This window comes from Ruegeria sp. AM5 (assembly GCF_056540645.1).
In genome coordinates this window covers 61,788-82,111 of record NZ_JBQFXC010000003.1, presented here as the reverse complement: position 1 = coordinate 82,111, position 20,324 = coordinate 61,788, and the positions used below count along the sequence as shown (strand labels likewise).

Annotated in this window: 16 protein-coding genes; 4 read left to right on the top strand and 12 right to left on the bottom strand. The window is 57.6% G+C overall.

What is annotated here, in order from left to right:
- Positions 1-106 precede the first annotated feature (106 nt).
- Positions 107-1,684 carry a bifunctional metallophosphatase/5'-nucleotidase gene (locus ACR0AH_RS09995; RefSeq protein ID WP_170625323.1) on the top strand — a complete coding sequence of 526 codons (1,578 nt, stop codon included), beginning with the start codon at positions 107-109 and terminating at the stop codon, positions 1,682-1,684.
- A 53-nt stretch (positions 1,685-1,737) separates the two neighbouring features.
- Here the strand turns inward: ACR0AH_RS09995 and ACR0AH_RS09990 are convergent, their stop codons facing one another.
- Positions 1,738-3,390: a tetratricopeptide repeat-containing sulfotransferase family protein gene (locus ACR0AH_RS09990; RefSeq protein WP_480591774.1), complete on the bottom strand. Its 1,653-nt coding sequence runs from the start codon at positions 3,388-3,390 to the stop codon at positions 1,738-1,740.
- Positions 3,391-3,541: 151 nt separating this feature from the next.
- On the opposite strand from ACR0AH_RS09990, the gene mnmH reads away from it, so the two are divergent.
- A complete protein-coding gene (gene mnmH, locus ACR0AH_RS09985) occupies positions 3,542-4,594 on the top strand; it encodes a tRNA 2-selenouridine(34) synthase MnmH (protein ID WP_480591771.1) in 1,053 nt (350 codons plus the stop codon).
- Here mnmH and selD read toward each other — a convergent pair.
- The 7 genes from selD to ACR0AH_RS09950 are packed head-to-tail and all read right to left on the bottom strand — an operon-like array spanning position 4,585 to position 12,671.
- Positions 4,585-6,744, bottom strand: a complete 2,160-nt coding sequence (selD, locus tag ACR0AH_RS09980) for a selenide, water dikinase SelD (RefSeq protein WP_480591768.1) — start codon at positions 6,742-6,744, stop codon at positions 4,585-4,587. The two genes, mnmH and selD, sit on opposite strands and share 10 nt — an antisense overlap.
- 5 nt (positions 6,745-6,749) lie before the next feature.
- Positions 6,750-7,136 (bottom strand): Na+/H+ antiporter subunit G, encoded by a 387-nt coding sequence (locus ACR0AH_RS09975; protein ID WP_170401276.1) that lies wholly within the window; start codon positions 7,134-7,136, stop codon positions 6,750-6,752.
- Between the two features lie 7 nt (positions 7,137-7,143).
- Positions 7,144-7,413, bottom strand: coding sequence for a K+/H+ antiporter subunit F (locus ACR0AH_RS09970; RefSeq protein ID WP_170391889.1), 270 nt, complete (start codon positions 7,411-7,413; stop codon positions 7,144-7,146).
- Positions 7,410-7,907, bottom strand: coding sequence for a Na+/H+ antiporter subunit E (locus ACR0AH_RS09965; protein WP_170392908.1), 498 nt, complete (start codon positions 7,905-7,907; stop codon positions 7,410-7,412). The genes ACR0AH_RS09970 and ACR0AH_RS09965 overlap by 4 nt, the downstream gene beginning before the upstream one ends.
- Complete coding sequence (locus ACR0AH_RS09960) at positions 7,907-9,445, bottom strand: monovalent cation/H+ antiporter subunit D (RefSeq protein WP_480591766.1); 1,539 nt, start codon at positions 9,443-9,445, stop codon at positions 7,907-7,909. Before ACR0AH_RS09960 ends, ACR0AH_RS09965 begins: the two co-directional genes overlap by 1 nt.
- The gene (locus ACR0AH_RS09955; protein WP_170391885.1) at positions 9,442-9,801 is read right to left on the bottom strand and encodes a Na+/H+ antiporter subunit C; all 360 of its coding nucleotides are present in this window, start codon (positions 9,799-9,801) and stop codon (positions 9,442-9,444) included. Before ACR0AH_RS09955 ends, ACR0AH_RS09960 begins: the two co-directional genes overlap by 4 nt.
- The gene (locus ACR0AH_RS09950) at positions 9,801-12,671 is read right to left on the bottom strand and encodes a monovalent cation/H+ antiporter subunit A (protein WP_480591763.1); all 2,871 of its coding nucleotides are present in this window, start codon (positions 12,669-12,671) and stop codon (positions 9,801-9,803) included. The genes ACR0AH_RS09955 and ACR0AH_RS09950 overlap by 1 nt, the downstream gene beginning before the upstream one ends.
- Before the next feature lie 220 nt (positions 12,672-12,891).
- Between ACR0AH_RS09950 and ACR0AH_RS09945 the strand changes: the two genes are divergently transcribed.
- The gene (locus ACR0AH_RS09945; RefSeq protein WP_170401273.1) at positions 12,892-13,365 is read left to right on the top strand and encodes a rhodanese-like domain-containing protein; all 474 of its coding nucleotides are present in this window, start codon (positions 12,892-12,894) and stop codon (positions 13,363-13,365) included.
- Positions 13,362-14,177, top strand: a complete 816-nt coding sequence (locus ACR0AH_RS09940) for a PHB depolymerase family esterase (RefSeq protein ID WP_170391879.1) — start codon at positions 13,362-13,364, stop codon at positions 14,175-14,177. The genes ACR0AH_RS09945 and ACR0AH_RS09940 overlap by 4 nt, the downstream gene beginning before the upstream one ends.
- Here ACR0AH_RS09940 and mdoH read toward each other — a convergent pair whose 3' ends face one another.
- From mdoH to ACR0AH_RS09920, 4 genes are read right to left on the bottom strand one after another with little or no spacing between them, the layout of a single operon-like run.
- Positions 14,178-16,049 (bottom strand): glucans biosynthesis glucosyltransferase MdoH, encoded by a 1,872-nt coding sequence (gene mdoH / locus ACR0AH_RS09935; protein ID WP_480591761.1) that lies wholly within the window; start codon positions 16,047-16,049, stop codon positions 14,178-14,180.
- Positions 16,046-17,545 carry a glucan biosynthesis protein G gene (locus ACR0AH_RS09930; protein ID WP_170401267.1) on the bottom strand — a complete coding sequence of 500 codons (1,500 nt, stop codon included), beginning with the start codon at positions 17,543-17,545 and terminating at the stop codon, positions 16,046-16,048. The genes mdoH and ACR0AH_RS09930 overlap by 4 nt, the downstream gene beginning before the upstream one ends.
- Positions 17,542-18,759, bottom strand: a complete 1,218-nt coding sequence (locus tag ACR0AH_RS09925) for an OpgC domain-containing protein (protein WP_170391873.1) — start codon at positions 18,757-18,759, stop codon at positions 17,542-17,544. The genes ACR0AH_RS09930 and ACR0AH_RS09925 overlap by 4 nt, the downstream gene beginning before the upstream one ends.
- A 33-nt stretch (positions 18,760-18,792) precedes the next feature.
- Entirely contained in the window at positions 18,793-20,163 is a 1,371-nt protein-coding gene (locus ACR0AH_RS09920) for a tetratricopeptide repeat protein (protein ID WP_170512182.1), read from the bottom strand.
- Between the last annotated feature and the right edge of the window lie 161 nt (positions 20,164-20,324).

The window sequence follows — 20,324 nt, the reverse complement described above, 5'->3', positions numbered from 1 at the left end:
AGTCCTGATGCCCCGCACGACGGGTAGAATCAAGCCGGATTTCCCCCTTTGACTCTTCGCCACGCAACGCGCACCATCGCGCAAAACAATCATAGGGAGTTTCACGATGTTCACCCGTTTTCTGGCTTCGGCTGCGGTATTGGCACTCAGCGCCGGTATGGCGGCTGCCGAATACAAGCTTACGATTCTGCATACAAACGATTTCCACTCGCGCTTTGAGCCAATCAACAAGTACGACAGCGCCTGTGGCGACGAAGACAATGCCGAAGGCAAGTGCTTTGGTGGATCGGCACGCCTTGTGACGGCAGTCGAAGAGGCCCGCGGACGGGCCGATAACTCGATCCTCGTTGATGGGGGCGACCAGTTCCAGGGCTCGCTGTTCTATACCTACTACAAGGGTAAGGTTGCGGCTGAGTTCATGAACAAGCTGGGCTATGACGCCATGACTGTGGGCAACCATGAATTCGACGATGGCCCTGAGGTGCTGCGCGGCTTCATCGACTCGGTCGATTTCCCGGTGCTGATGTCCAACGCCGATTATGCGGATGAGGAACTGCTGACCGACAAGATCAAGAAATCGGCTGTGATCGAAGTGGGCGGCGAAAAGATCGGTCTGATCGGACTGACGCCGGAAGACACGCACGATATCGCGTCACCCGGTCCAAATATCACCTTCTCTGATCCAGTTCCTGCCGTTCAGGCTGAAGTCGACAAGCTGACCGGCGAAGGTGTGAACAAGATCATCGTTCTCAGCCACTCAGGCTATGGCGTCGATCAGCGCGTGGCGCAGGAGACCACGGGCGTTGACGTGATCGTGGGTGGGCATTCGAACACATATCTTTCGAACACATCCGACAAGGCCGCCGGGCCGTACCCGACCGTCGTAAACGGGGTGCAGATCGTTCAGGCCTATGCCTATGGCAAGTTTCTGGGTGAATTGAATGTGACATTCGATGATGACGGAAATGTTGTATCCGCAGAGGGTGAGCCGCTGATCATGGATAATGCGGTGACCGAGGATCAGGCCGCGCTGGACCGCATCGCCGAGCTGGCCGTACCGCTGGATGAAATTCGCAACAAGGTTGTCGCGGAAGCGTCAGCTTCGATTGAAGGCGACCGGTCCGTTTGTCGCGTGCAGGAATGTGAGATGGGCAATCTTGTTGCGGATGCCATGCTGGCGCGGGTTGCCGATCAGGGCGCCCAGATTGCGATTGCGAACTCGGGTGGGCTGCGCGCCTCGATCGATCCGGGTGAGGTGACCATGGGTGAGGTGCTGACAGTACTGCCGTTCCAGAACACGCTCTCGACCTTCGAGATCAGCGGTCAGGGCGTGATTGATGCTCTTGAAAACGGGGTGAGCCAAGTTGAAGAGGTCAAAGGCCGCTTCCCTCAGGTGGCAGGAATGACATTTACCTGGGATCCATCGGTTGCCCCGAATGAGGGCCGGATTGTTGAGGTCATGGTCGCCAAGGATGGCGGTTTCGAAGCTATTGATCCCGCAGCGACATATCTGGTGGTGACAAACAACTATGTCCGCAATGGCGGCGATGGTTATTCTGTGTTCTCGGGTGATGACAAGAACGCCTATGATTTCGGGCCTGATCTGGCGGATGTTACGGCGGAGTATCTAGCCGAGAACGCCCCGTATCAGCCTTATCTGGACGGGCGCATCAAACAGAAGTGATGTGACCGGAGAAGCAAAAAAAAGGCCGTCTCTCGGGGCGGCCTTTTTTTTGGTCAATCGAACCTGTATTCGGGCCACAACGCCTGATCCAGCCCATCCAACATCGGCTGAATTTGATCCGCAACCTCTTGCCAGCCACCAATTGACCCGGTTGAGATTTTCTTGCGCACCTGATCGGTGCTGGCGGTGCGGACTTTCATGGTATTTTTCTCAGGGGTCATCATCCGCTCATCCCAGTCGATACCGCAGAAGGCGGCGACTTGCTGGATACAGGTTTTGGGGTCGACTACCAGGTCCTCATATCGAACCGTCAGAATACGATCACCGAACAGCTTTTCCCAATGAGAAAGATAGCACCGGTACAGGTTGGCTGAGTGGGCAATCGATTCAAGATTGGATGCATAGCGCATACCCGGTGAGTGAAAACGCCTGATCCATTTTGATAGCCCCACATCCCTTGGATCGCGCAACATGTTGATCACGCGGGCATTCGGGAACGCTGACATTATGAAGCCGAGCCGCTGATAGTTATGTGGCATCTTGTCAACGAATGCAGTCGAACTTTCGGGTAAGGGTGGCATCAGCCTGCGAAACTCTGCTGCACATTCAGCAGCTGCGTCTGCGTCAAATGGTTTGCCGCTCTCTCTGACCTTCTGGGATAATTCACCTGCAATCGTCAGCTCTCCACAGCCGGCGATATCCGGTGCCGAACTAAGCATCATTTCCATCAGTGTTGTGCCTGATCGTGGCTGTCCGACTACGAATATCGGCTTGGGCCCATCGCTTACGCCTGCAGTCGCAGGGGGTACATTCAGCGGAAAAAACGTGCTGATTTCTTTGAACCGTTTCTCTTCTTGCGTACTGTCATAGGGATTCACGTTGTGTTGAATGGCATTGGCCCGCGCAAAGTGGGGGAGCGCCGGGAACAGCCCATCACGTTTGGAGATCAAGTGTGCCTTTGCGAATTCAAGCACCGAGTTGGCGTGATCACTTTCTGAAATTGCGGTGTCGACAGCACGCGCAAGGCTCTCGGCATGGTCATTGTCCACCATTAGAGACATTTGGTAGAGCGCCGCCGCGCAAAACTTGTTTCTCTCAAGTACAGCGCGCAAAATGGTTTTTGAGCCCTCTTTGTCGCCCGTTTGATACAAGTCTACGGCTTTCGACAATGCGATTTTTTCATTTTCAGGTGCGATCCCAAAAGCGCGGGCAATGTCCTGAGAGCTGTGATCGGAGAACCCGACCTCTCCGTAGGCGCGGGCCCGCAACCAAAGCAAATCTGCATTGTCAGGGTCTTTTTCCAGTTTGTTCGTCGTATGGTCGATGATCAGGCGCCAATTCTGTCCCTTGAGTTGTATTTCATCAATGACGCGGACCAGTTCTTTGTTATTCGGGAAGCGTTCAAGTTTCTGCTCGGCATAGGATAGCGCACGCGGAATTTGACCTGTCTGCATCAACGCGTTGGCGAGGTTTTCGACAAATTGAGCATCGTCCGGTTTCATTCGCGATGCTTCAGCAAAGTGTGGAATGGATTGCTTGTACCGCTTCATCTCGGTCAGGACAAAGCCTGCGATTGCTTGGTAATCGGCATCCTTGGGGTGTTTCTTGATGCCAAGCTGCGCTTTTTTCAAGGCCTGCGGCAACTTCCCTGTCTCCAGATCGGCCAATGCTTTGCTCTTGAGGGAATTTGCGGTCTGCTGTGCCATTTGTGCGCACGTCCCATGCCATTAAGAAACCAGTATCGATGGTTCATTACCCAAGCGAAGATGGTTTGCAATGGCTGTTCAGTATTATGGTCTGGTACCTTCAACGGCGGCTTGGGTTTTCTTCCGGCACCATGCGGGATAGACCGTTGATATGGTTTTGAAAGTCTCCAGCCTGCAGCAATTCTACAACCACACGTTTGATACGATTATCGACGTGCGTAGCCCGGCTGAGTTCGCCGAAGACCATATGCCGGGCGCTATCAATCTGCCGGTTCTGAACAATGAAGAACGGGCACGGGTCGGTACCATCTACGTCCAGCAAAGCCCGTTTCTGGCCCGCAAGCTGGGTGCTGCGCTGGTGTTTCGCAACGCGGCAGGCCATATCGAGGATCACCTGAGCCATCATGAGGGCGACTGGAAACCGCTGGTCTATTGCTGGCGTGGCGGGCAGCGATCAGGATCATTTACCTGGATGTTGCAACAAATCGGCTGGCGCGCCGAGGTGGTTGAAGGCGGCTATCGCAGCTATCGCCGACTAGTAAAGCAGTTCCTCTATGATGAAGTGTTGCCATATCGATTGGTCGCGCTGGATGGTTATACCGGGACGGCCAAGACAGACCTGTTGGGCCATCTAAAGGCGCAAGGCGCGCAAGTGCTGGACCTTGAAGGGCTGGCCAATCACCGAGGCTCATTGTTGGGCGAAATGCCGGGTGGGCAACCCAGTCAGAAAGCCTTCGAATCCGCGCTCGCCGCTTCCTTGGGCGAGCTGGATGCAGCGCGTCCGGTGGTTGTTGAAGCAGAATCATCCAAGATCGGAAACCTGATCCTCCCGCCCAGCCTGTGGTCGGCCTTGTGTTCTGCACCTCGCATCCAGATCACAGCACCGATTGCTGCGCGCACCGCGTATCTGGTGTCTGCCTACGATGACATCCTGTCGGATAGCGAACGGCTACGTGATCGATTGTCTCCACTGCGCATTCATCGCGGTCATGAGGTTGTGGATGGTTGGCTGGAATTGATCAATGCCGGCGACAAGCGTGGACTGACACAGGCATTGATGGAACAGCATTACGACCCGGCCTATGCCAAATCGCGTAAGGCGCAGCGTGCCGAAGTGATCGCGCAGATTGAGCCACCGTCACTTGATGATACCGGGCTGTCGGCGACGGTGGCTCGGATCAAGAATGTTCTGGATCAGCTTTGAACACGCAGGCCCGATGTCGCGTCGATGTGACCAATCAGGGCGGCAGGGTAACCGGCGGCGCGTAGTTCCGAGCACACTTGCTCGGCTTCGTTGGCATCGACGGCCGCCAAGAGACCTCCCGCAGTCTGAGGATCGAATAACAAATCCGCCTTGCCGCCGGTCGGAAGGCCTGGGGCGATGGCACGGTTGTCGGTGTAGATTGTAGATCGAATGCCCTGATCACTGAGCTCTGCCGCACCTTCCAGAGCTGGAATCGCGTCCAAAGACAGGGTTGCCCCGCAGCCAGACGCTTCGCATACCCCTTGCAGGTGACCCGCCAGACCAAAACCGGTGACATCCGTCATCGCATGGGCATTTTTCAGGATGCGGGACGCCTCACCCTGCGGCTGTATCATTTGCGCTAAAGCTGCCGCGACCCAGGCGCCTTCCGCCTTGCCCGCCATTTCGGCCGCCATCAAAACACCGCTGCCCAACGGCTTTGTCAGGATCAAAGCGTCATTAGGTTTTGCGCCACCCAGCGTGATCGGTTCAGCATCACAGAGCCCGGTCAGAGTGAACCCGATGGTCATTTCGTCACCCATTGAGCTATGGCCGCCGACGATCTCAGCCCCGGCTTGGTGCATGACGTCGCTGGCAATATGCATGATCTCAGCCATTGTGCGCTGCTGCAACTCAGCTGACATGCGCGGCAGGATGATCGTTGCTGTCGCAGCCTGCGGACGAGCGCCCATTGCCCAGATATCACCAAGCGCGTGGACAGCGGCGATACGCGTCATCAAGGCGGGATCGTTGGTGAAGCTGCGTAAGTGATCCGATGTCATAACCTGTCGCGTGCCACCGGTTAGCAGCACCGCCGCATCGTCACCGGGCAGGGGTGTAATGTCGGGCCTGTCGAGCTGCGGCAACTCCTGCAATGCGGCCTGCAAAGCGCCTCGACCCACCTTTGCACCACACCCGCCGCACATTGGTTTTTCTCCCAACGCCTCTTGCAGCCCTGCTGCGTGATGACGGGGCAACGCGGTGGTGGGCATTTGGGGCAGTTCACGGAACCGGTACATGAACTTCTGATCGATATGGTTTTTCCATTGCCACATGAGCGGCCCGCTGAATGATGTTCCCAATCGCTCGGCCAGTGCGGATTTTCCACCCAGAGAGATGAGTTTCAGGTAATCCTTCTGCGGCACGTAACGCCGCATATTCCCAGACCCTAGCGCGGCGCGCAAATTGTCATACAATATTGGTGCCTCGCGCACTGCGTAGACCCCTGCCTTGGGGCGCGGGTTCTCGGACAGATGGGCGCAATCTCCCGCGGCGAAAATCGCCGGATCGCTGGATTGCAGGGACGCGTTCACTTTGATGAAACCGTCATGCAGCGCGAGGCCGGTATTGGATATCCACTCATAGGGCCGCGCGCCTGCAGCACCGGTGATGAAATCGGCTGGTATCTGGCGACCGTCCGTTAGCTCGATTTCGCCCGCAGAAATCTTCTGGATTGATGTGTTTTCCAGAACTTCGATCCCCAGGTGCGCCATCGCCTGCCGGATGGTGGCGGATGCCTTCGGGACAGTCGCTGTCAGGGCCGTTGCACTGTCGATCAAAGTAACCTGCGCTTCACGTCCTTTGGAACGCAGTGCATGGGCCATCGCCATGACTAGCTCTACTCCCGCAACGCCACCACCGATCACGGCGACCGAGGCGCGGCCCGTCCCTGAAAGATAGCTTTGCCATTGCGCGGCGAAGAGGCCGAGCGGCTTGGCCGGAACGGCATGCTCGGCGAATCCCGGCAATGCTGGCATATCCGAGGTGATCCCGACATTGACCGAGGCCACATCAAACGCCACCGGCGGGCGTCCGGGCACATGGATTTGGCGTGTGTCCGGGTCGATACCTTCAACTGCGCCCAGTATCACCCGCGCACCGGCAAAGCGGGCCAGACGCACCAAATCAATATCAAGCTCCCACCGCTGATAGTGACCAGCGACAAATCCTGGCAACATGCCCGAATAGGGTGCGGTGGGACCGGGGTTTATCACCGTAACCCGCGCGCCGGACAGCGGTTTCATACCCCATTTGCGCAGCAGTAGCGCGTGCGTGTGTCCTCCGCCTATCAGAACCAGATCGCGGGTTAGGGGCAGCAGAGGTTTGTGCATAGGTCTCAGTTCGTACTGTGGTCCGGGACGTCCTCGACCTGTTCGACCGCGTGGGTGGCCCAAAGCTCATCCTCGCCTGCGTCTGGTAGATCACTGGGTTTTTCATGGCGATGAATGTGCCATTTGGCAATGAACAGGGCCGTGATCGGGGCCGTCAGGAACAGAAAGAGCGTGATCAACAACTCGTGCATCGACAGTTTGCCCTCAAGCAAAACCGAATGCGCGATCGAGGCCAGTAGGACGCCGCCCACGCCCAGCGTAGTTGCCTTGGTGGGTGCGTGCAGGCGGGACATGGGGTCTTTCAGCTTGATCATGCCGAATGATCCGACAAAGCCGAAAATGCCCGATACGATCAGGAAGAATGCGATGAGCAGTTCGAAGATAAAGGTCATGCCACGCTCATTCGATGATATTGCCACGCAGCATAAAGCGCGCATAAGCCACGGTTGAGACAAAGCCGAGCATCGCGATTATCATGGCGGATTCAAAGAAGATTTCGGTCTCGATACTCAAGCCGTAAAGGATAAGCAGAGCAATGGTGTTGATCACCATTGTATCTAGGGCCAGAACACGGGTACCGACACCGTCGGCAGTAATGATACGCCACAAGCACATCATGATCGCAGCGCCGAAGCAGGCAAAAGCAAAGTAGATCGCATAGGTGATCATTCGAAAATCTCCTTCAGGCGGCGCTCATAGCGTTGTTTGATCTGGTCGCGCACCTCTTCGGGGTTCGGTGCATCCAGACAATGAACCAGCAGGTAGTGCCCTTGTGCGGACAAATCGCAACTGACGGTGCCGGGGGTCATGGTGATGGTTCCGGCCAGAACTGTGATGGCCTCGGGCGTGCGCAGTTCCAGCGGGACGCTGACAAAGCTTGGCTGGCGGTCGGCATCGCGCTTGAACAGGATGATCCGGGCCACTGCGATATTGGCCATCACGATATCCCATAAGACTACCAACATGTATTCCGCCACCATCGGCCAATTGCGCAGTTTCGGGCGATCCGGCCAATAGGGCTGAGTGATAAACGGAATGATGATTCCCAATAGAAGGCCAAAGACCACCGAGTTCAAAGACCCGGTGTTTGCCAGAAACACCCACACCAGTGTAAGTAGTGCGGTCAGATGGGGATGCGGAAATATACGGTGCAGAAGCTTCATCATTCTTCCCCTCCCAGCACAGCCGAAATGTAGTCATCCGGCGCGAACAGTTGCACGGCCGTGTTGCTGGCATATTGCAGCGCCGGACCTGCAAACAGTGTCAGCAGCACAAGTCCCAGAACCGCCCCGAACACCGAAGTAAAGGCGAGGCCTGGATAGGGCTCGGGCGCGGTTGGTAGGCCGGCTTCTTCGGTTGGCTCAGGCGTCACATTATGTTGGGCGTCGTGACTTTTCCAGAAGATCAGCGTTCCCGCGCGGGCCAGACCCACGATTGTGACGAACGACCCGATCAAGATCACGGCCCAGACTGCATTTGCATCGGGCGCGCCACGTGAGGCGTCCAGTACCAGCAGCTTGCCCACAAAGCCCGATAGTGGCGGCATGCCAGCCATCGCGATGGCGCCGACAAAGAACAGGGCTGAGATCAGACCGGATTGCGGCATCGGCGTCGAAGGGGCTATGGCTCCGCCACGGCGCTCCATTACCATGTCCGCGACAAGGAACAGCAGGGCCGTCGCCAGCGTCGAATGGAAGATATAGTAGAGCGCTGCCGCCGTCGCGGCCTCGCTAAACAACGAGATCGCAATCAGCAATGTGCCCATCGATGCGATGGCGCAAAAGGCCACCATTCGCGCGATATGTTGCGAGCCCAGAATGCCAATAGCGCCAACGGCCAATGTCAGCAGCGCTGCAGGTTGTAGCCAACTACCGACTAGCCCTTCGGTTGCGGCTACATTGGGCCCAAAGACCAGCGTATAGACCCGCAGGATCGAATAAGCACCGACTTTGGTCATGATCGCGAACAGCGCCGCAACGGGCAGCGGCGCATTTGCGTAGCTTGCAGGAAGCCAGAAATGCAGTGGCAACACTGCGGCCTTGATACAGAAAACCAGTAATAGCAAGACTGCTCCAACCCGCAGCAAGGCGGTGTCTTCGGGTGGGATATCGGCCACGCGAACGGCCAGATCAGCCATGTTGAGCGTGCCGGTCACAGCATAGATCGTGCCCAAGGCAAACAGGAACAAGGTCGAGCCGAGCAGGTTATAGGCGACGTACTGAACACCGGCCTTCAACCGCACTGCGCCACCTGCATGCGTCATGAGGCCGTAAGAGGCAATCAGCAGGACCTCGAAAAACACAAAAAGGTTGAAGGCGTCGCCGGTCAGAAAAGCACCGCAGACACCCATTAGCTGAAAATGGAGTAGAGCATGGAAGTGTTTGCCTCTCTCATCCCAGCCAGAGCCGATGGCATAAAGGACAACCGGCAGGGCCAGCAGGGCCGTCAACAACACCATCATGGCCGAAAGTTTGTCCAACACCATTACGATGCCGAACGGTGCGGGCCAGTTGCCGAGCTCATAGACCTGAACCTCGCCACCCGATGCCTGGGCGGTAATGGTCAAGGCGATACCCAGCAATCCCACGACGCCGGCGACCGAGAAGATGCGTTGAAGGTCCAAATGATATCGCAACACCATAATGATAAACGGGGCCAGGATCGCGGGCAGGACGATCGGCGCGACGATCCAATGGTTCATGCGTCTTCTCCCGGTGCGTCCACGCTATCGCTTGCGCTCATATCGATATGGTCATCCTTCGAGGACAGATAGGCGGACAGCGAGATCATCACGATCACCGCCGTCATCCCGAATGAGATCACGATGGCCGTCAACACCAGCGCCTGCGGTAGCGGGTCGGTATAGGGGACATCTTCATATTTGTTCAGAACGGCAGGTGCGTTCAGCGCCAGCCGCCCGGTGGCGAATAGGAACACGTTCACCGCATAGGTGATCAGGGACAGGCCCAGAATGACTGGGAATGTACGGCGGCGCAGGATCAGAAATATCCCGGCGGCGGTCATGACGCCGACTGCAGAGGCTACGAGCGCTTCCATCAGGCCTGCTCCTTCTCGTTATCTTCATCCTGAGGGCTATCCCGCAGCGGGTTGATATCCATCGGGAATTCTTGTGCCATTCCCGGCTGCCACGCGAAGCGCGACAGGCTGTCGAGCGCCAGCATCACAGCGCCCAGTACCGCAAGGAAGACGCCGGTATCGAACAGAATCGCGGTGGCCCATTCGAATTCTTCCAGCGGGGGCCAGTGGATATAACCGAAATCGCTGGTCAGGAACGGGCGTTCATTGAACCATGCACCCAGACCAGTGGCAGCGGCGATCAGAACGCCCCAACCGATGGTGCCGTGATAGTAGAACCGCTGCCGTTCAATAGCCCAGGTATAGCCGCTGGCCATATATTGCATCAGGAAGGCGATCGCGACGATGAGGCCTGCGATGAAGCCGCCGCCGGGCTGGTTGTGGCCTCGGAAGAAGATATAGGCCCCGACCATCAATGCGATGGGCATCATCACGCGGGTGACGACCACCATCATCAATGGGTGAGAGTCACCCGACTGCGGCCAATGTGGTTTACGGTTCAGCAGGTAACTGCGCACATTGGTGCTCAGCACTGCTTCGGTCAGGGCGTAGATGATCAGGGCTGCGATGCCCAGCACGATGATCTCGCCAAAGGTATCAAAACCCCGGAAGTCTACGAGGATCACGTTCACGACGTTGGTGCCACCGCCACCTTTGTACGAATTGGCCAGATGGAATTCCGAGATCGTTGGGAAAGCAAAATCCCGCATCATCAGCGCATAGATCAAAGCGCCTGAGCCGATCCCGGCAACCACCGAAATTGCCGCATCACGCCAACGCCGTGCCGCGCTGCTGTCCCAGGGTGTGTCGGTCGGCAGAAAGTTCAGCGACAACAACAGCAGGATCATGGTCACCACTTCGACCGAAATCTGTGTCAGCGCCAGATCGGGGGCAGAAAGGTAGTTGAATGCCATCGAAACGATCAGGCCAACCACCCCGATCAACACCAGTGACAGCAGTCGGTTGCGGTGGAACCACATGATCGCCAGCGTCGCACCCACCAGACAGATCCAGCCGATGATCGGGATGACCTGAGCCTCAAGCGGTACGCGTGTTTCAACGCCAATGGTGCCGGTGGAGTAGGCGTAGTAGCCAAGCCCAACGACAAAAGCCACGAAGATGATCGCATATCGGCTGAGCACACCATTATGCAGCTCGTCCGTAATCCAGCGGCTGAGTCGGGTCAGCGCGTCGATGATTGCCTCGAAGATCACCTTTGCCTCGGGCCGGGGCAGGGCGTTCCATATCTGGTCGCCGCGTTTGTGCAACGACAGCAGGAACAGGCCTCCCAGCGTCGCGACCACCGACATGTAAAGCGCAGGTGTAAAGCCGTGCCACAGTTTCAGCGAGTAATAAGGCAGCTTCTCGCCCCCGATCACGGCGCTGGAGACAACCGCGACAAGCGGGCCAACGATGGCAGCAGAATAGAGACCGATCAGGACAACCAGCACCACAAGGAACGCCGGCGCCAACCAAAGACCAACAGGCGGGTCATGCGGATGCGCGGGGTAATCGTCCCGCTCGGGCCCAAGGAAGACATGGCTGACAAAGCGAAAGGAGTAGGCCGCTGAAAATAGCGCAGCCAAAAGCGCCAAGCCGGGTACCAAGTAAGGTGAGTTAAGCCAAGTCGTGTGGACTGTCTCTTCCAGCATCATCTCTTTCGAGAGGAAACCATTCAGCGGTGGCAGACCGGCCATCGACAGGGCAGCGATTGTGCCGATAGTAAACGTGATCGGCATCAGATGCCGCAAACCACCCAGCCGTTTGACATCGCGTGTGCCGGTCTCGTGGTCCACGATCCCGGCGGTCATGAACAAGGCCGCCTTGAACGTCGCGTGGTTGATGATGTGGAAGACGGCTGCAACAGCGGCGATCGTCGTGCCAAAGCCCAGTAGCATCGTCACGAGACCCAGATGGGACACCGTCGAAAACGCCAACAGCGCCTTTAGGTCATCCTTGAACAGCGCAATCACGGCACCCAGCAGCATGGTGATCAAACCGGTAGTGGCGACGATGTAGAACCACGCATCCGTACCCGCCAGAACCGGCCACATCCGGGCCATCAGGAACAGGCCTGCCTTCACCATTGTGGCCGAGTGCAGATAGGCCGACACTGGCGTCGGAGCCGCCATCGCGTGCGGCAGCCAGAAATGGAACGGGAATTGCGCCGATTTGGTGAAACAGCCAAGCAAGATCAGGATCAGCGCAGGAAGGTAGTACGGCGAGGACTGGATCAGCTCTTTGTTCTGCAGAATGACACTCAGGTCATAAGATCCCACGATATTGCCGAGGATAAGCATCCCTGCGATCATCGCCAGCCCGCCCGAACCGGTCACGGCCAAAGCCATACGCGCGCCTTGACGACCCTCGGGCAGGTGCTTCCAATAACCAATCAGCAAGAATGAACTGAGCGACGTAAGTTCCCAGAATATTAGCAGAAGCAGGATATTGTCGGACAGAACAATTCCCACCATCGCGCCCTGAAACAGCAGCAGATAGGTATAGAACTGCCCCATCGGATCCTCGCGCGACAAGTAGAATCGTGCGTAGAGGATGATCAGAAGACCGATGCCCAGGATCAGCAGGGCGAACAAAAAACCCAGGCCGTCCAGCATGAAGTTCGCGTTTAGTCCAAGCCCGGGTATCCAGTCGAACCGCGCGGTCACAACATCACCGCGCATGACGCTGGGAATGTGGATCAGCAATCCCATCAACGCGAGGAAGGTGGTCAACCCAGCCGCTGATGCTGCTGCGTTTCGTCCTGCCCGGATCAGGAGGGCCGGAAAGACAGCTCCGAGGAAGGGAAGGGCCGCGATAAGGAATAGGGACAAGTGCGATACTCCGGTCTGTGCGGTCAATATGACTGAATTACTAGGGATAATTTATTGACTGTCCGGAAATTGCAAGGTTCCGAAAGGTCCTAAAGCGCACATATTGGACGTGATCCACCTGTGTAACTATGACGCGAACTTGATCTGAGGGTTGGATTTCCTGAAAGCGTCGCGAATTGCCATATGATAATACCGATCTGACAATGCAGGAGAGTGCCGCATGGCAGAAGGGAAACGCCGAACCCGCAGATGGGTCCTATTGGGCGGAGGGGCCGCCATTGCAGCGGGTTTCGCAATCCGCGAATACCGGCTGATCCCGCAGGCCTATGCTGGTGGTCAGATTGCGGCGGCCACAGCCCATCAACAGGCTCTCGACGGCGCGATCCATCTTATCGATATCCGAACCCCACGCGAATGGCGGGCGACCGGGGTCGCCGAAGCAGCCCATCCGCTCGACATGCGCCGTGAGGATTTCGTGCAGGCCTTGGACCACCTGCTCGGGGGGGACCGATCTGCACCTGTCGCACTGATCTGTGCACGCGGGGTGCGCTCGGCCCGATTAAGCAATCGACTGACCGAGGCTGGATTTACCAATATCATCGACGTGCCCGAGGGCATGCTGGGTTCGGCGGCCGGGCCCGGTTGGGTGCGGGCTGGGTTGCCTGTCAACGATTATGAAGAGGAAACGGGATGAGTGTCAGACACTGGTTGGCCGCGTGCTTTGTTTTTGCCGGGCAACCCGGCCTTGCGGCTTGTGGCGATACCGAGGGGATGTGCGAAACCGCATCAGGCGGATATCACATCGAACTGCCGAAAGCGGAGAACCCTCCGCTGGTTGTGTTCCTGCACGGCTATGGTGGCAGCGCCACCGGTACGCTCAAGAACCGATCCATGGTCGAGCCACTGCTGGCGCGCGGCTACGCGGTGATGGCACCGGAAGGGTCCGAGAGAAACGGCCGAAAAAGCTGGAACTTCTTTCCCGGTTGGGAAGGTCGGGATGAACCCGCGTTTCTTCGTGAAGTAGTGCAGGACGCTGCCGACCGGTTTGATATCGACCCGGATCGCGTGGTGCTGGGCGGCTTCTCGGCTGGCGCGTTCATGGTTTATTACCTCGCCTGCGCTGCGCCGGATTCATTTTCTGCTTATGTCCCGGTTTCAGGCGGGTTCTGGCGGCCACATCCCGAAAGCTGTGATGGTCCGGTGCGCATGTTCCACACCCATGGTTGGACGGACAATGTGGTGCCGCTGGAGGGCCGCCTTTTGGGCGGAGGCCGTTTCCACCAGGGCGATATCTTTGCCGGATTGGAAATCTGGCGGGTCGCCAATGAGTGTGCCGATACCAAGCCCAGCGGGTTTTCTACCACGGGCCAGTTTATGCGTCGCAACTGGATGGGATGTGCCGAAGGTAGCGCCTTGGAATTTGCTCTGTTCCCGGGCGGCCATACGGTGCCAAACGGCTGGGCTGATATGATGGTAGACTGGTACGAAGGCTTGCCCGGCGGGTGATCATTCCGCCGGTGTGATCACGCCTTTGCCTTCGATCAATCGCTTCAACTCATCGCGATAGCGCCGGGCCGAGCGTGTAATTGCAGGCTCACTGACATCTTCGCGCATACCAACCATACGGCGCGCGGTGCCTGCCGATACGCCGCTGAGCGCAGACAATGGGATCGCCAGTGCCAGGCTGATCGCAATCGGGGCCAGCCAGACCGAGACCAGACCGGCGAGGATGCCAACGCTAAGCGCGACGCCGATGATAGTCTCAAGGCTGTGGCACAGGATCAGCGTGCGCAGCCCGTAGCTGCCACCATCGCGCGCTTGCGGGGACCAGCCCTTTTGAATGCCCAACGCGGTGCGGAACACTGCAATCATCTGCTGCACCATAAGTATAGGGGCATAGAGGATCGACAGGATGACTTCGGACAGAAATGAAGTGAAGAATTTTCGCGCTCCGCCGAAATCGGAATAGCGCACACCGCTGAGGGGCAGGGCAGCGACGCCCAAAACCTTGGGCGCCAATAGCATCGCATACATCACCAGAATGATCAGCACATGCCGTGTTTCGGACATTTCTGGCCATTGCGGGAACAGCGGATTGTCCGGGCTGAAGTAATGCAGGACCGAGGCGTCCTTGCCCTGACCGATCAAGGCCCACATCACCAAAAGTGCGAACCATAGCGGCGACATCAGATATCCGACCGCTCCGTGGAACATATGGAACCGCGAGACTGCGCGGAAGCCGGTCGAACCCAGCAGTTTCAGGTGCTGCAGGTTGCCCTGACACCAGCGTCGATCGCGCATTGCGTGGTCAATGAGGGTGGGGGGCGTTTCTTCATATGATCCGCGTATGCGCGGCAGAAAGCGCACGGCCCATCCTGCGCGACGCAGCAATCCAGCCTCGACGAAATCGTGGCTCATGATCAGCTTGTCTTGTCCGTTGAGCGACCGCAACTTGGGCAGACCTGCGCTAGAAGCAAATGCACAGGTGCGAATGATGGCGTTGTGGCCCCAATAATTGCCTTCTTGCCCGCACCAGCGCGCGAGGCCTTCGGCAAAGGCGATACCATAGACGCCGTTGGCAAACTGCTGCATCCGGGCAAAGACCGATTGCGCGCCAATCAGCTGCGGATAGCTTTGGATCAGGCCTGCGCCGGGATCGCGGGCTAGCGCATCGGTCAGGCGCGAGATCGCGCGACCCGTCATCAGGCTGTCGGCATCCAGCACCAACATCGCATCCCAGTCCGCGCCCCAGCGGCTGACCCAATCGGCAATATTGCCGACCTTGCGATCCGTATTCTGGGGGCGGCGGCGGTAATAGAGTTCAAGCCCCGGTGCCAGCGTGGTCCGTAGCGCCTCGACACTGGCCTGTTCCTGCGCGGCGATCTCGGGGTCGCGCGTGTCGGATAAAATGAACATGGCATAGTGGTGCTGACCACCGCGTTTCTGCAGGTCTTCCAGCATCGTGCGGGCGTTGCCGAGCACGTTCCACGGCACCTCGTTATAGACAGGCGTCAAAAGCGCCACGCGCAACGGTTGCGAGCGTCCTTCACGCTTTGGCTGCTCTTGCCGGGACAGCGAGACCATGCCCAGCAGCACGGTGCAGACCGTGAAAGAAATCCAGAAGAAATTGAACGAGATTAGCGTCAGCAGGATACCTTCGACCAGATTAATCCCTTCGGCGCTGAACCAGTCGGACATGACCCAGAGCAGACCCAAAGTCGCCGCCATGGCAGGTGAGAAGACCAGCGCGCGCCAAAACCCAACAGAGGGATTTCGACCCCCGGCAGGTACCTGCGCATCGCGGAATCCCTGCGCAAAGTTCTGCGCTGGCATCGCCAGAGGGGCCTCGGGCGGCATGATATGAAGATCGCGGTTCATATGGTCCAACGGTAAAGCCAGACTTCAGAGGCTGGTTGTTTGTCTTTCAGCAACTGCGCGCGCAGTTCCACGTGGTTGCGTTCGCCCGGTTCGAATGAGAACGCCAGCCGCAACCCGCCCGTGTCTGGGTTACGCTGCAGAACGCCTTCTGAAGTTTCGGCATGGGGCGAGTCGACAAACACCGTGATGGCCTCGGGATCGTCAAGCAGCTCACTGGCTTCGAAATCAATCACAGCTAAACGGCCCTCGCCGAATGTGTTGTCGCCCATCGCGGTGTTGATCACGCGGGCCATAGGGGTGTGCTGAGGTTCCTCGCCCCAGATCAGGCGATAGGACAGATCAATCTGGCTGCCTGCGGCGTAGGGTTCCATTGGGCGCCAATAGGCGACGATGTTGTCATAAATCTCCTGATCCGCCGGGATTTCGACAAGCGTGACGGTGCCTTTACCCCAGTCTTCGCTGGGTTCAACCCACAAGCTTGGGCGTTTGTGATAATTGGCTTCAAGATCCGCATAGTCCGAGAACTTGCGCTTGCGTTGCATCAGACCAAAGCCGCGGGGGTTTGTGTCGACAAAAGACGAGATCTGCAGGCGAGTCGGGTTCGCAAGCGGGCGCCACAGAACCTCTCCTGCGCCGTTGCGGATCATCAACCCGTCACTGTCGTGCACTGCGGGGCGAAAATCATCGAAACGGCTGTGATTGGTCTGATCGAACAGGAACATAGATGTGCCGGGCGCGATGCCGACATGGGGCAGTTCGGTACGTGGGAACAGGGTGGCTTCAATATCCATCACGCAATCTGAACCGGCGGTAACGTGGAAGCGGTAGGCCCCTGTAACGCTGGGGCTGTCCATGAGCGCATGAACGACCATGTTACGTTGATCCGGTTCTGGACGCTCCAACCAGAAACGAATGAATTCGGGAAATTCCTCGCCATCTGGATCGCCGGTCTTCAAGGCGAGCCCTCTGGCCGAAAGGCCATAGACTTCGTGCAAACCGATGGCGCGGAAATAGCTGGCCCCTTGCCAAACGCAGAACTCGTCTGTCTCGCCAGGGCGGTGCATCTCAGTACGCAGGCGTAGACCTGAAAAGCCCAGCGTGTCGTCAATTGGAAGCTCAGGTACGTCTTCAGACTTATCGAACATGGCCAGATCAAAGGCGACCGGCTTGGTCATACCGTCCTCGACGGTCGATACTTTCACTGTGCGTGGAAAATACAGGCCCGGCGTGAAAAAATCGACGTTGAAGGGCGTCTCGGTCTCGTACCACAGCGCGCGATCCAGCCGGAACCGTATTGAACGGTATTGCTGATACGTCAGGTCCTGCCACTCCTGCGGAACCATCTCACGTTCGGCATAATCACGGCTGGCCAGGTCGCGGGCCATTGCGATGACGTCGTCTCGGCTGAACGGGGTCTCTCCACCTGTGGCATATGCCGCTGGGGCGAAGGCCAGAGCCGTTGATGAGGCGAGAAAAGCGCGACGTGTAAAGTTCATTTCTTTGATTTCCAAGGTTGTGACTTGAACCAGGCGGCCAGATAAGCCACGCCGATGATCATGGCAAAGCCAATCATGTTGGCGATGAACACACTGGCAACATCTCGCCCACTCAGGTCCAGTCCGACGCCGATAAGTCGTGCTGCTGCCATAGAAAATACGAACACCGCGAGCGATTGCTGACCCACTTTGGTGATGATGGTCAGCAGGAACTGCCAGACCTTTGCGGCTGCCCCATGACCGGTCGCTATCAGGCGACGGCCATGCTCACCGGCGATAACCCAACCCAGATAGGCAAGCGACAGAAAATGCAGATATCGGAATAGACCAAAGTCGGTCTTGTCGCGAAATTCTTTGGTCACTGGCCAGACCTTGCGAATCTCATCAGCCAGATCAGGGGCTGCTGCATTGATCCAAGTGAATACCTTCCACGAGCCGAACGGCATCGAGAAGATCAAAAACAATGCTGCCGCCCAGATCAGAGTTTTCGACACCGGCGGCGCTGGAATCCAACCTCGCATGAACGCAAAGCCGGTGAAGAACAGCAATTGCCACCCGAATGGGTTGAAGAACCACTGGCGCTCTGACCAGGGCTCGGCCGGCAGGTCAAGGTAGTCGAATTGTGCAACGAGCCAGATCGTGACCGAGGCCATGGCGACCGCCCAGAATCCGATACGATATAGCCCCATAAACAGGGGCATCATCGCCAGTACCACCAGATACATCGGTAGAATATCGAAGTAGTTCGGCACATAGGTCAGGGTGAACAGTCCGACGATCTGTGACGCCGGATCGTTGAAGAAATGCTGTAGATTGAGAGAGGAGATATAGTTTTTCTCGAACAGCCCACTCTGGTTCAGGGCCGCCATTGTCATCGCGACAAAGAAGAACAGGCAGATATGCGCCCAGTAGACCTGCCAGATGCGAAAGCTCACGCGTGCGGTGCCCATCCACCAGCCTTTGCGCATGAACGCCCCCCCAAAAGCAATTGCCGAAGCCATGCCTGAACAGAATACGAAGATCTCGGTTGCGTCCGAAAAGCCAAAGCGGGCAGGTATCCATTTGGCCCACGGATCGTTCGGAATATGGGCAATCAGGATGATGAACATCGCGATGCCGCGATAGAAATCCAACCGCGGATCGCGCGTAGCGGCGGGGGCGGCGGCCTGAGACGCCACCGGAGCAAAATCAGAAGCGGGCGATGCGGTCGCCATACGGTTTCTGTCCTTCTTGGTCTTTTATTGTTGTTATTCGGCGGGGACGCTTTGTGCGTCGCCGCTGTCGCGTGCGGCCTCGATCAATTCTCGGCGGGCGAGGGCGTAATTGTCCTCTCCCCCGGCACGTTTGGCGCGGCGGTCGTCCAGGATGCGCTCGACAGCATCCAGGCGGCCAGCGCGCAGGCCGGAATCAATGGTGATACGCTCGAATACATCACGTTGGGCGTGGCTGCCACCCGCCAGTTGCATCCCACCCCGGGCATTTGAAAGAAAATCAAAGGCTTGGCCGTAAAGGCCTTCTCCAAAGGCCTCAAGCCCCTTTGCGGCGGCAATGCCCGGGTCGGACATGCGGATCGGCGTGTCACCCTGATTGCGCTGGGCGTCATTTTGAATACGCTGCAGCATATTTGCTGTAGCCTCCGAACGATTGTCCCCGGTCAATGCCAGCAAGTAGTGAAGATCGGCGAAGATCAAGCATCCGTCTTCGGTTCGGGCTGCGCTGAGATCGGCCAGTTCTTCCCAGCGGTTGCCAACATCCACGCCCTCAAGCTCTAGCCGGGACAGCAGCGAGGTTGCATTCGAGATATCGCGATAATCGTCGGTTTTGTCCTGGCGGATGTGATGATCGTAAAGCGCCATCACTTGATCGACTTGCCCCAAATCCAGGTGCATCAGCGCCTTGTGCCACCAGACGTGATAGCGGAAATTGTTGCAATGCGCCCAAGCGTCCTCGCGTCCCGCGAGCCAGTCCAGTCCCAGCTGCGCGTTGCCCGTCATCTCGTGCACGTGCGCTACAGCGTGCAATCCCCAGGCGTCGTCCGAAACCATCCATAGGGCCTGACGACCGGCGATTTCGGCTTTCTCGTAGGCGCCGGTTTCCTCCAGCGCGAACGAGTGGCATCCCAGCAAGTATCCACGTCCGGCGTGGTCGGGTTCATACGCTGGCATCACCCGTTCGATCGACCGACGCATCCCCGCCGCATCGCCCAGAACGAAACGCGTCGCATGACTGAGCTTCATGGCCAGAGTATCAGTTGGGTGCGCCCGCAGAATCTCTTCAAATTTCTGAACGGCCTGTGATGGAAGGTCGGCCATATACAAACCAAGGGCCTCGACATATAGCCTTTCCCGGGCTGAAACTGGCTGACGCTCCATCGCTGCATTCGCGGCACTCAGCGCTTCGGCAGCGACCGCGATCATCTCACGCCGGCCCAGCAGAACCATGAACAGCCCCTTGACCGCATGGCCCAGCGCAAAGTCCGGCTCAAGCTCCAGAACCTTGCCCAGATGTTGCGGTGTGACAGCGGCATGCGCCATGAACCCAAGGAGAACACCATCCCATGCCTCGACGCTTGCGGGCTGGTTCAGGGTGTTCATCTGTCCAAAGACGTCTTGTTTCATACTCGGGTCCAATCTGATTGCGACGTTCTACACTGTTCGATGTAACAGAGTGTGCAGCCGGGTCGTAACAGTATCGACCCTGCTCTCGAATTGGTGAAATCCCGTGTGTGAGAAACGCGAAAAAAACCGCCGATTCAAGGGCATGTTTCAGCAACTTGCCG

Coding starts and splice junctions, on each gene's coding strand:
- ACR0AH_RS09970 (WP_170391889.1), bottom strand. CDS start 7,413: ATGATCACCTATGCGATCTACTTTGCTTTTGCCTGCTTCGGCGCTGCG.
- selD (WP_480591768.1), bottom strand. CDS start 6,744: ATGCACAAACCTCTGCTGCCCCTAACCCGCGATCTGGTTCTGATAGGC.
- ACR0AH_RS09955 (WP_170391885.1), bottom strand. CDS start 9,801: ATGGAAGCGCTCGTAGCCTCTGCAGTCGGCGTCATGACCGCCGCCGGG.
- ACR0AH_RS09990 (WP_480591774.1), bottom strand. CDS start 3,390: ATGGCACAGCAGACCGCAAATTCCCTCAAGAGCAAAGCATTGGCCGAT.
- ACR0AH_RS09965 (WP_170392908.1), bottom strand. CDS start 7,907: ATGAAGCTTCTGCACCGTATATTTCCGCATCCCCATCTGACCGCACTA.
- mnmH (WP_480591771.1), top strand. CDS start 3,542: ATGGTTTTGAAAGTCTCCAGCCTGCAGCAATTCTACAACCACACGTTT.
- ACR0AH_RS09945 (WP_170401273.1), top strand. CDS start 12,892: ATGGCAGAAGGGAAACGCCGAACCCGCAGATGGGTCCTATTGGGCGGA.
- ACR0AH_RS09940 (WP_170391879.1), top strand. CDS start 13,362: ATGAGTGTCAGACACTGGTTGGCCGCGTGCTTTGTTTTTGCCGGGCAA.
- ACR0AH_RS09995 (WP_170625323.1), top strand. CDS start 107: ATGTTCACCCGTTTTCTGGCTTCGGCTGCGGTATTGGCACTCAGCGCC.
- ACR0AH_RS09960 (WP_480591766.1), bottom strand. CDS start 9,445: ATGAACCATTGGATCGTCGCGCCGATCGTCCTGCCCGCGATCCTGGCC.
- ACR0AH_RS09925 (WP_170391873.1), bottom strand. CDS start 18,759: ATGGCGACCGCATCGCCCGCTTCTGATTTTGCTCCGGTGGCGTCTCAG.
- mdoH (WP_480591761.1), bottom strand. CDS start 16,049: ATGAACCGCGATCTTCATATCATGCCGCCCGAGGCCCCTCTGGCGATG.
- ACR0AH_RS09930 (WP_170401267.1), bottom strand. CDS start 17,545: ATGAACTTTACACGTCGCGCTTTTCTCGCCTCATCAACGGCTCTGGCC.
- ACR0AH_RS09920 (WP_170512182.1), bottom strand. CDS start 20,163: ATGAAACAAGACGTCTTTGGACAGATGAACACCCTGAACCAGCCCGCA.
- ACR0AH_RS09975 (WP_170401276.1), bottom strand. CDS start 7,136: ATGACCTTTATCTTCGAACTGCTCATCGCATTCTTCCTGATCGTATCG.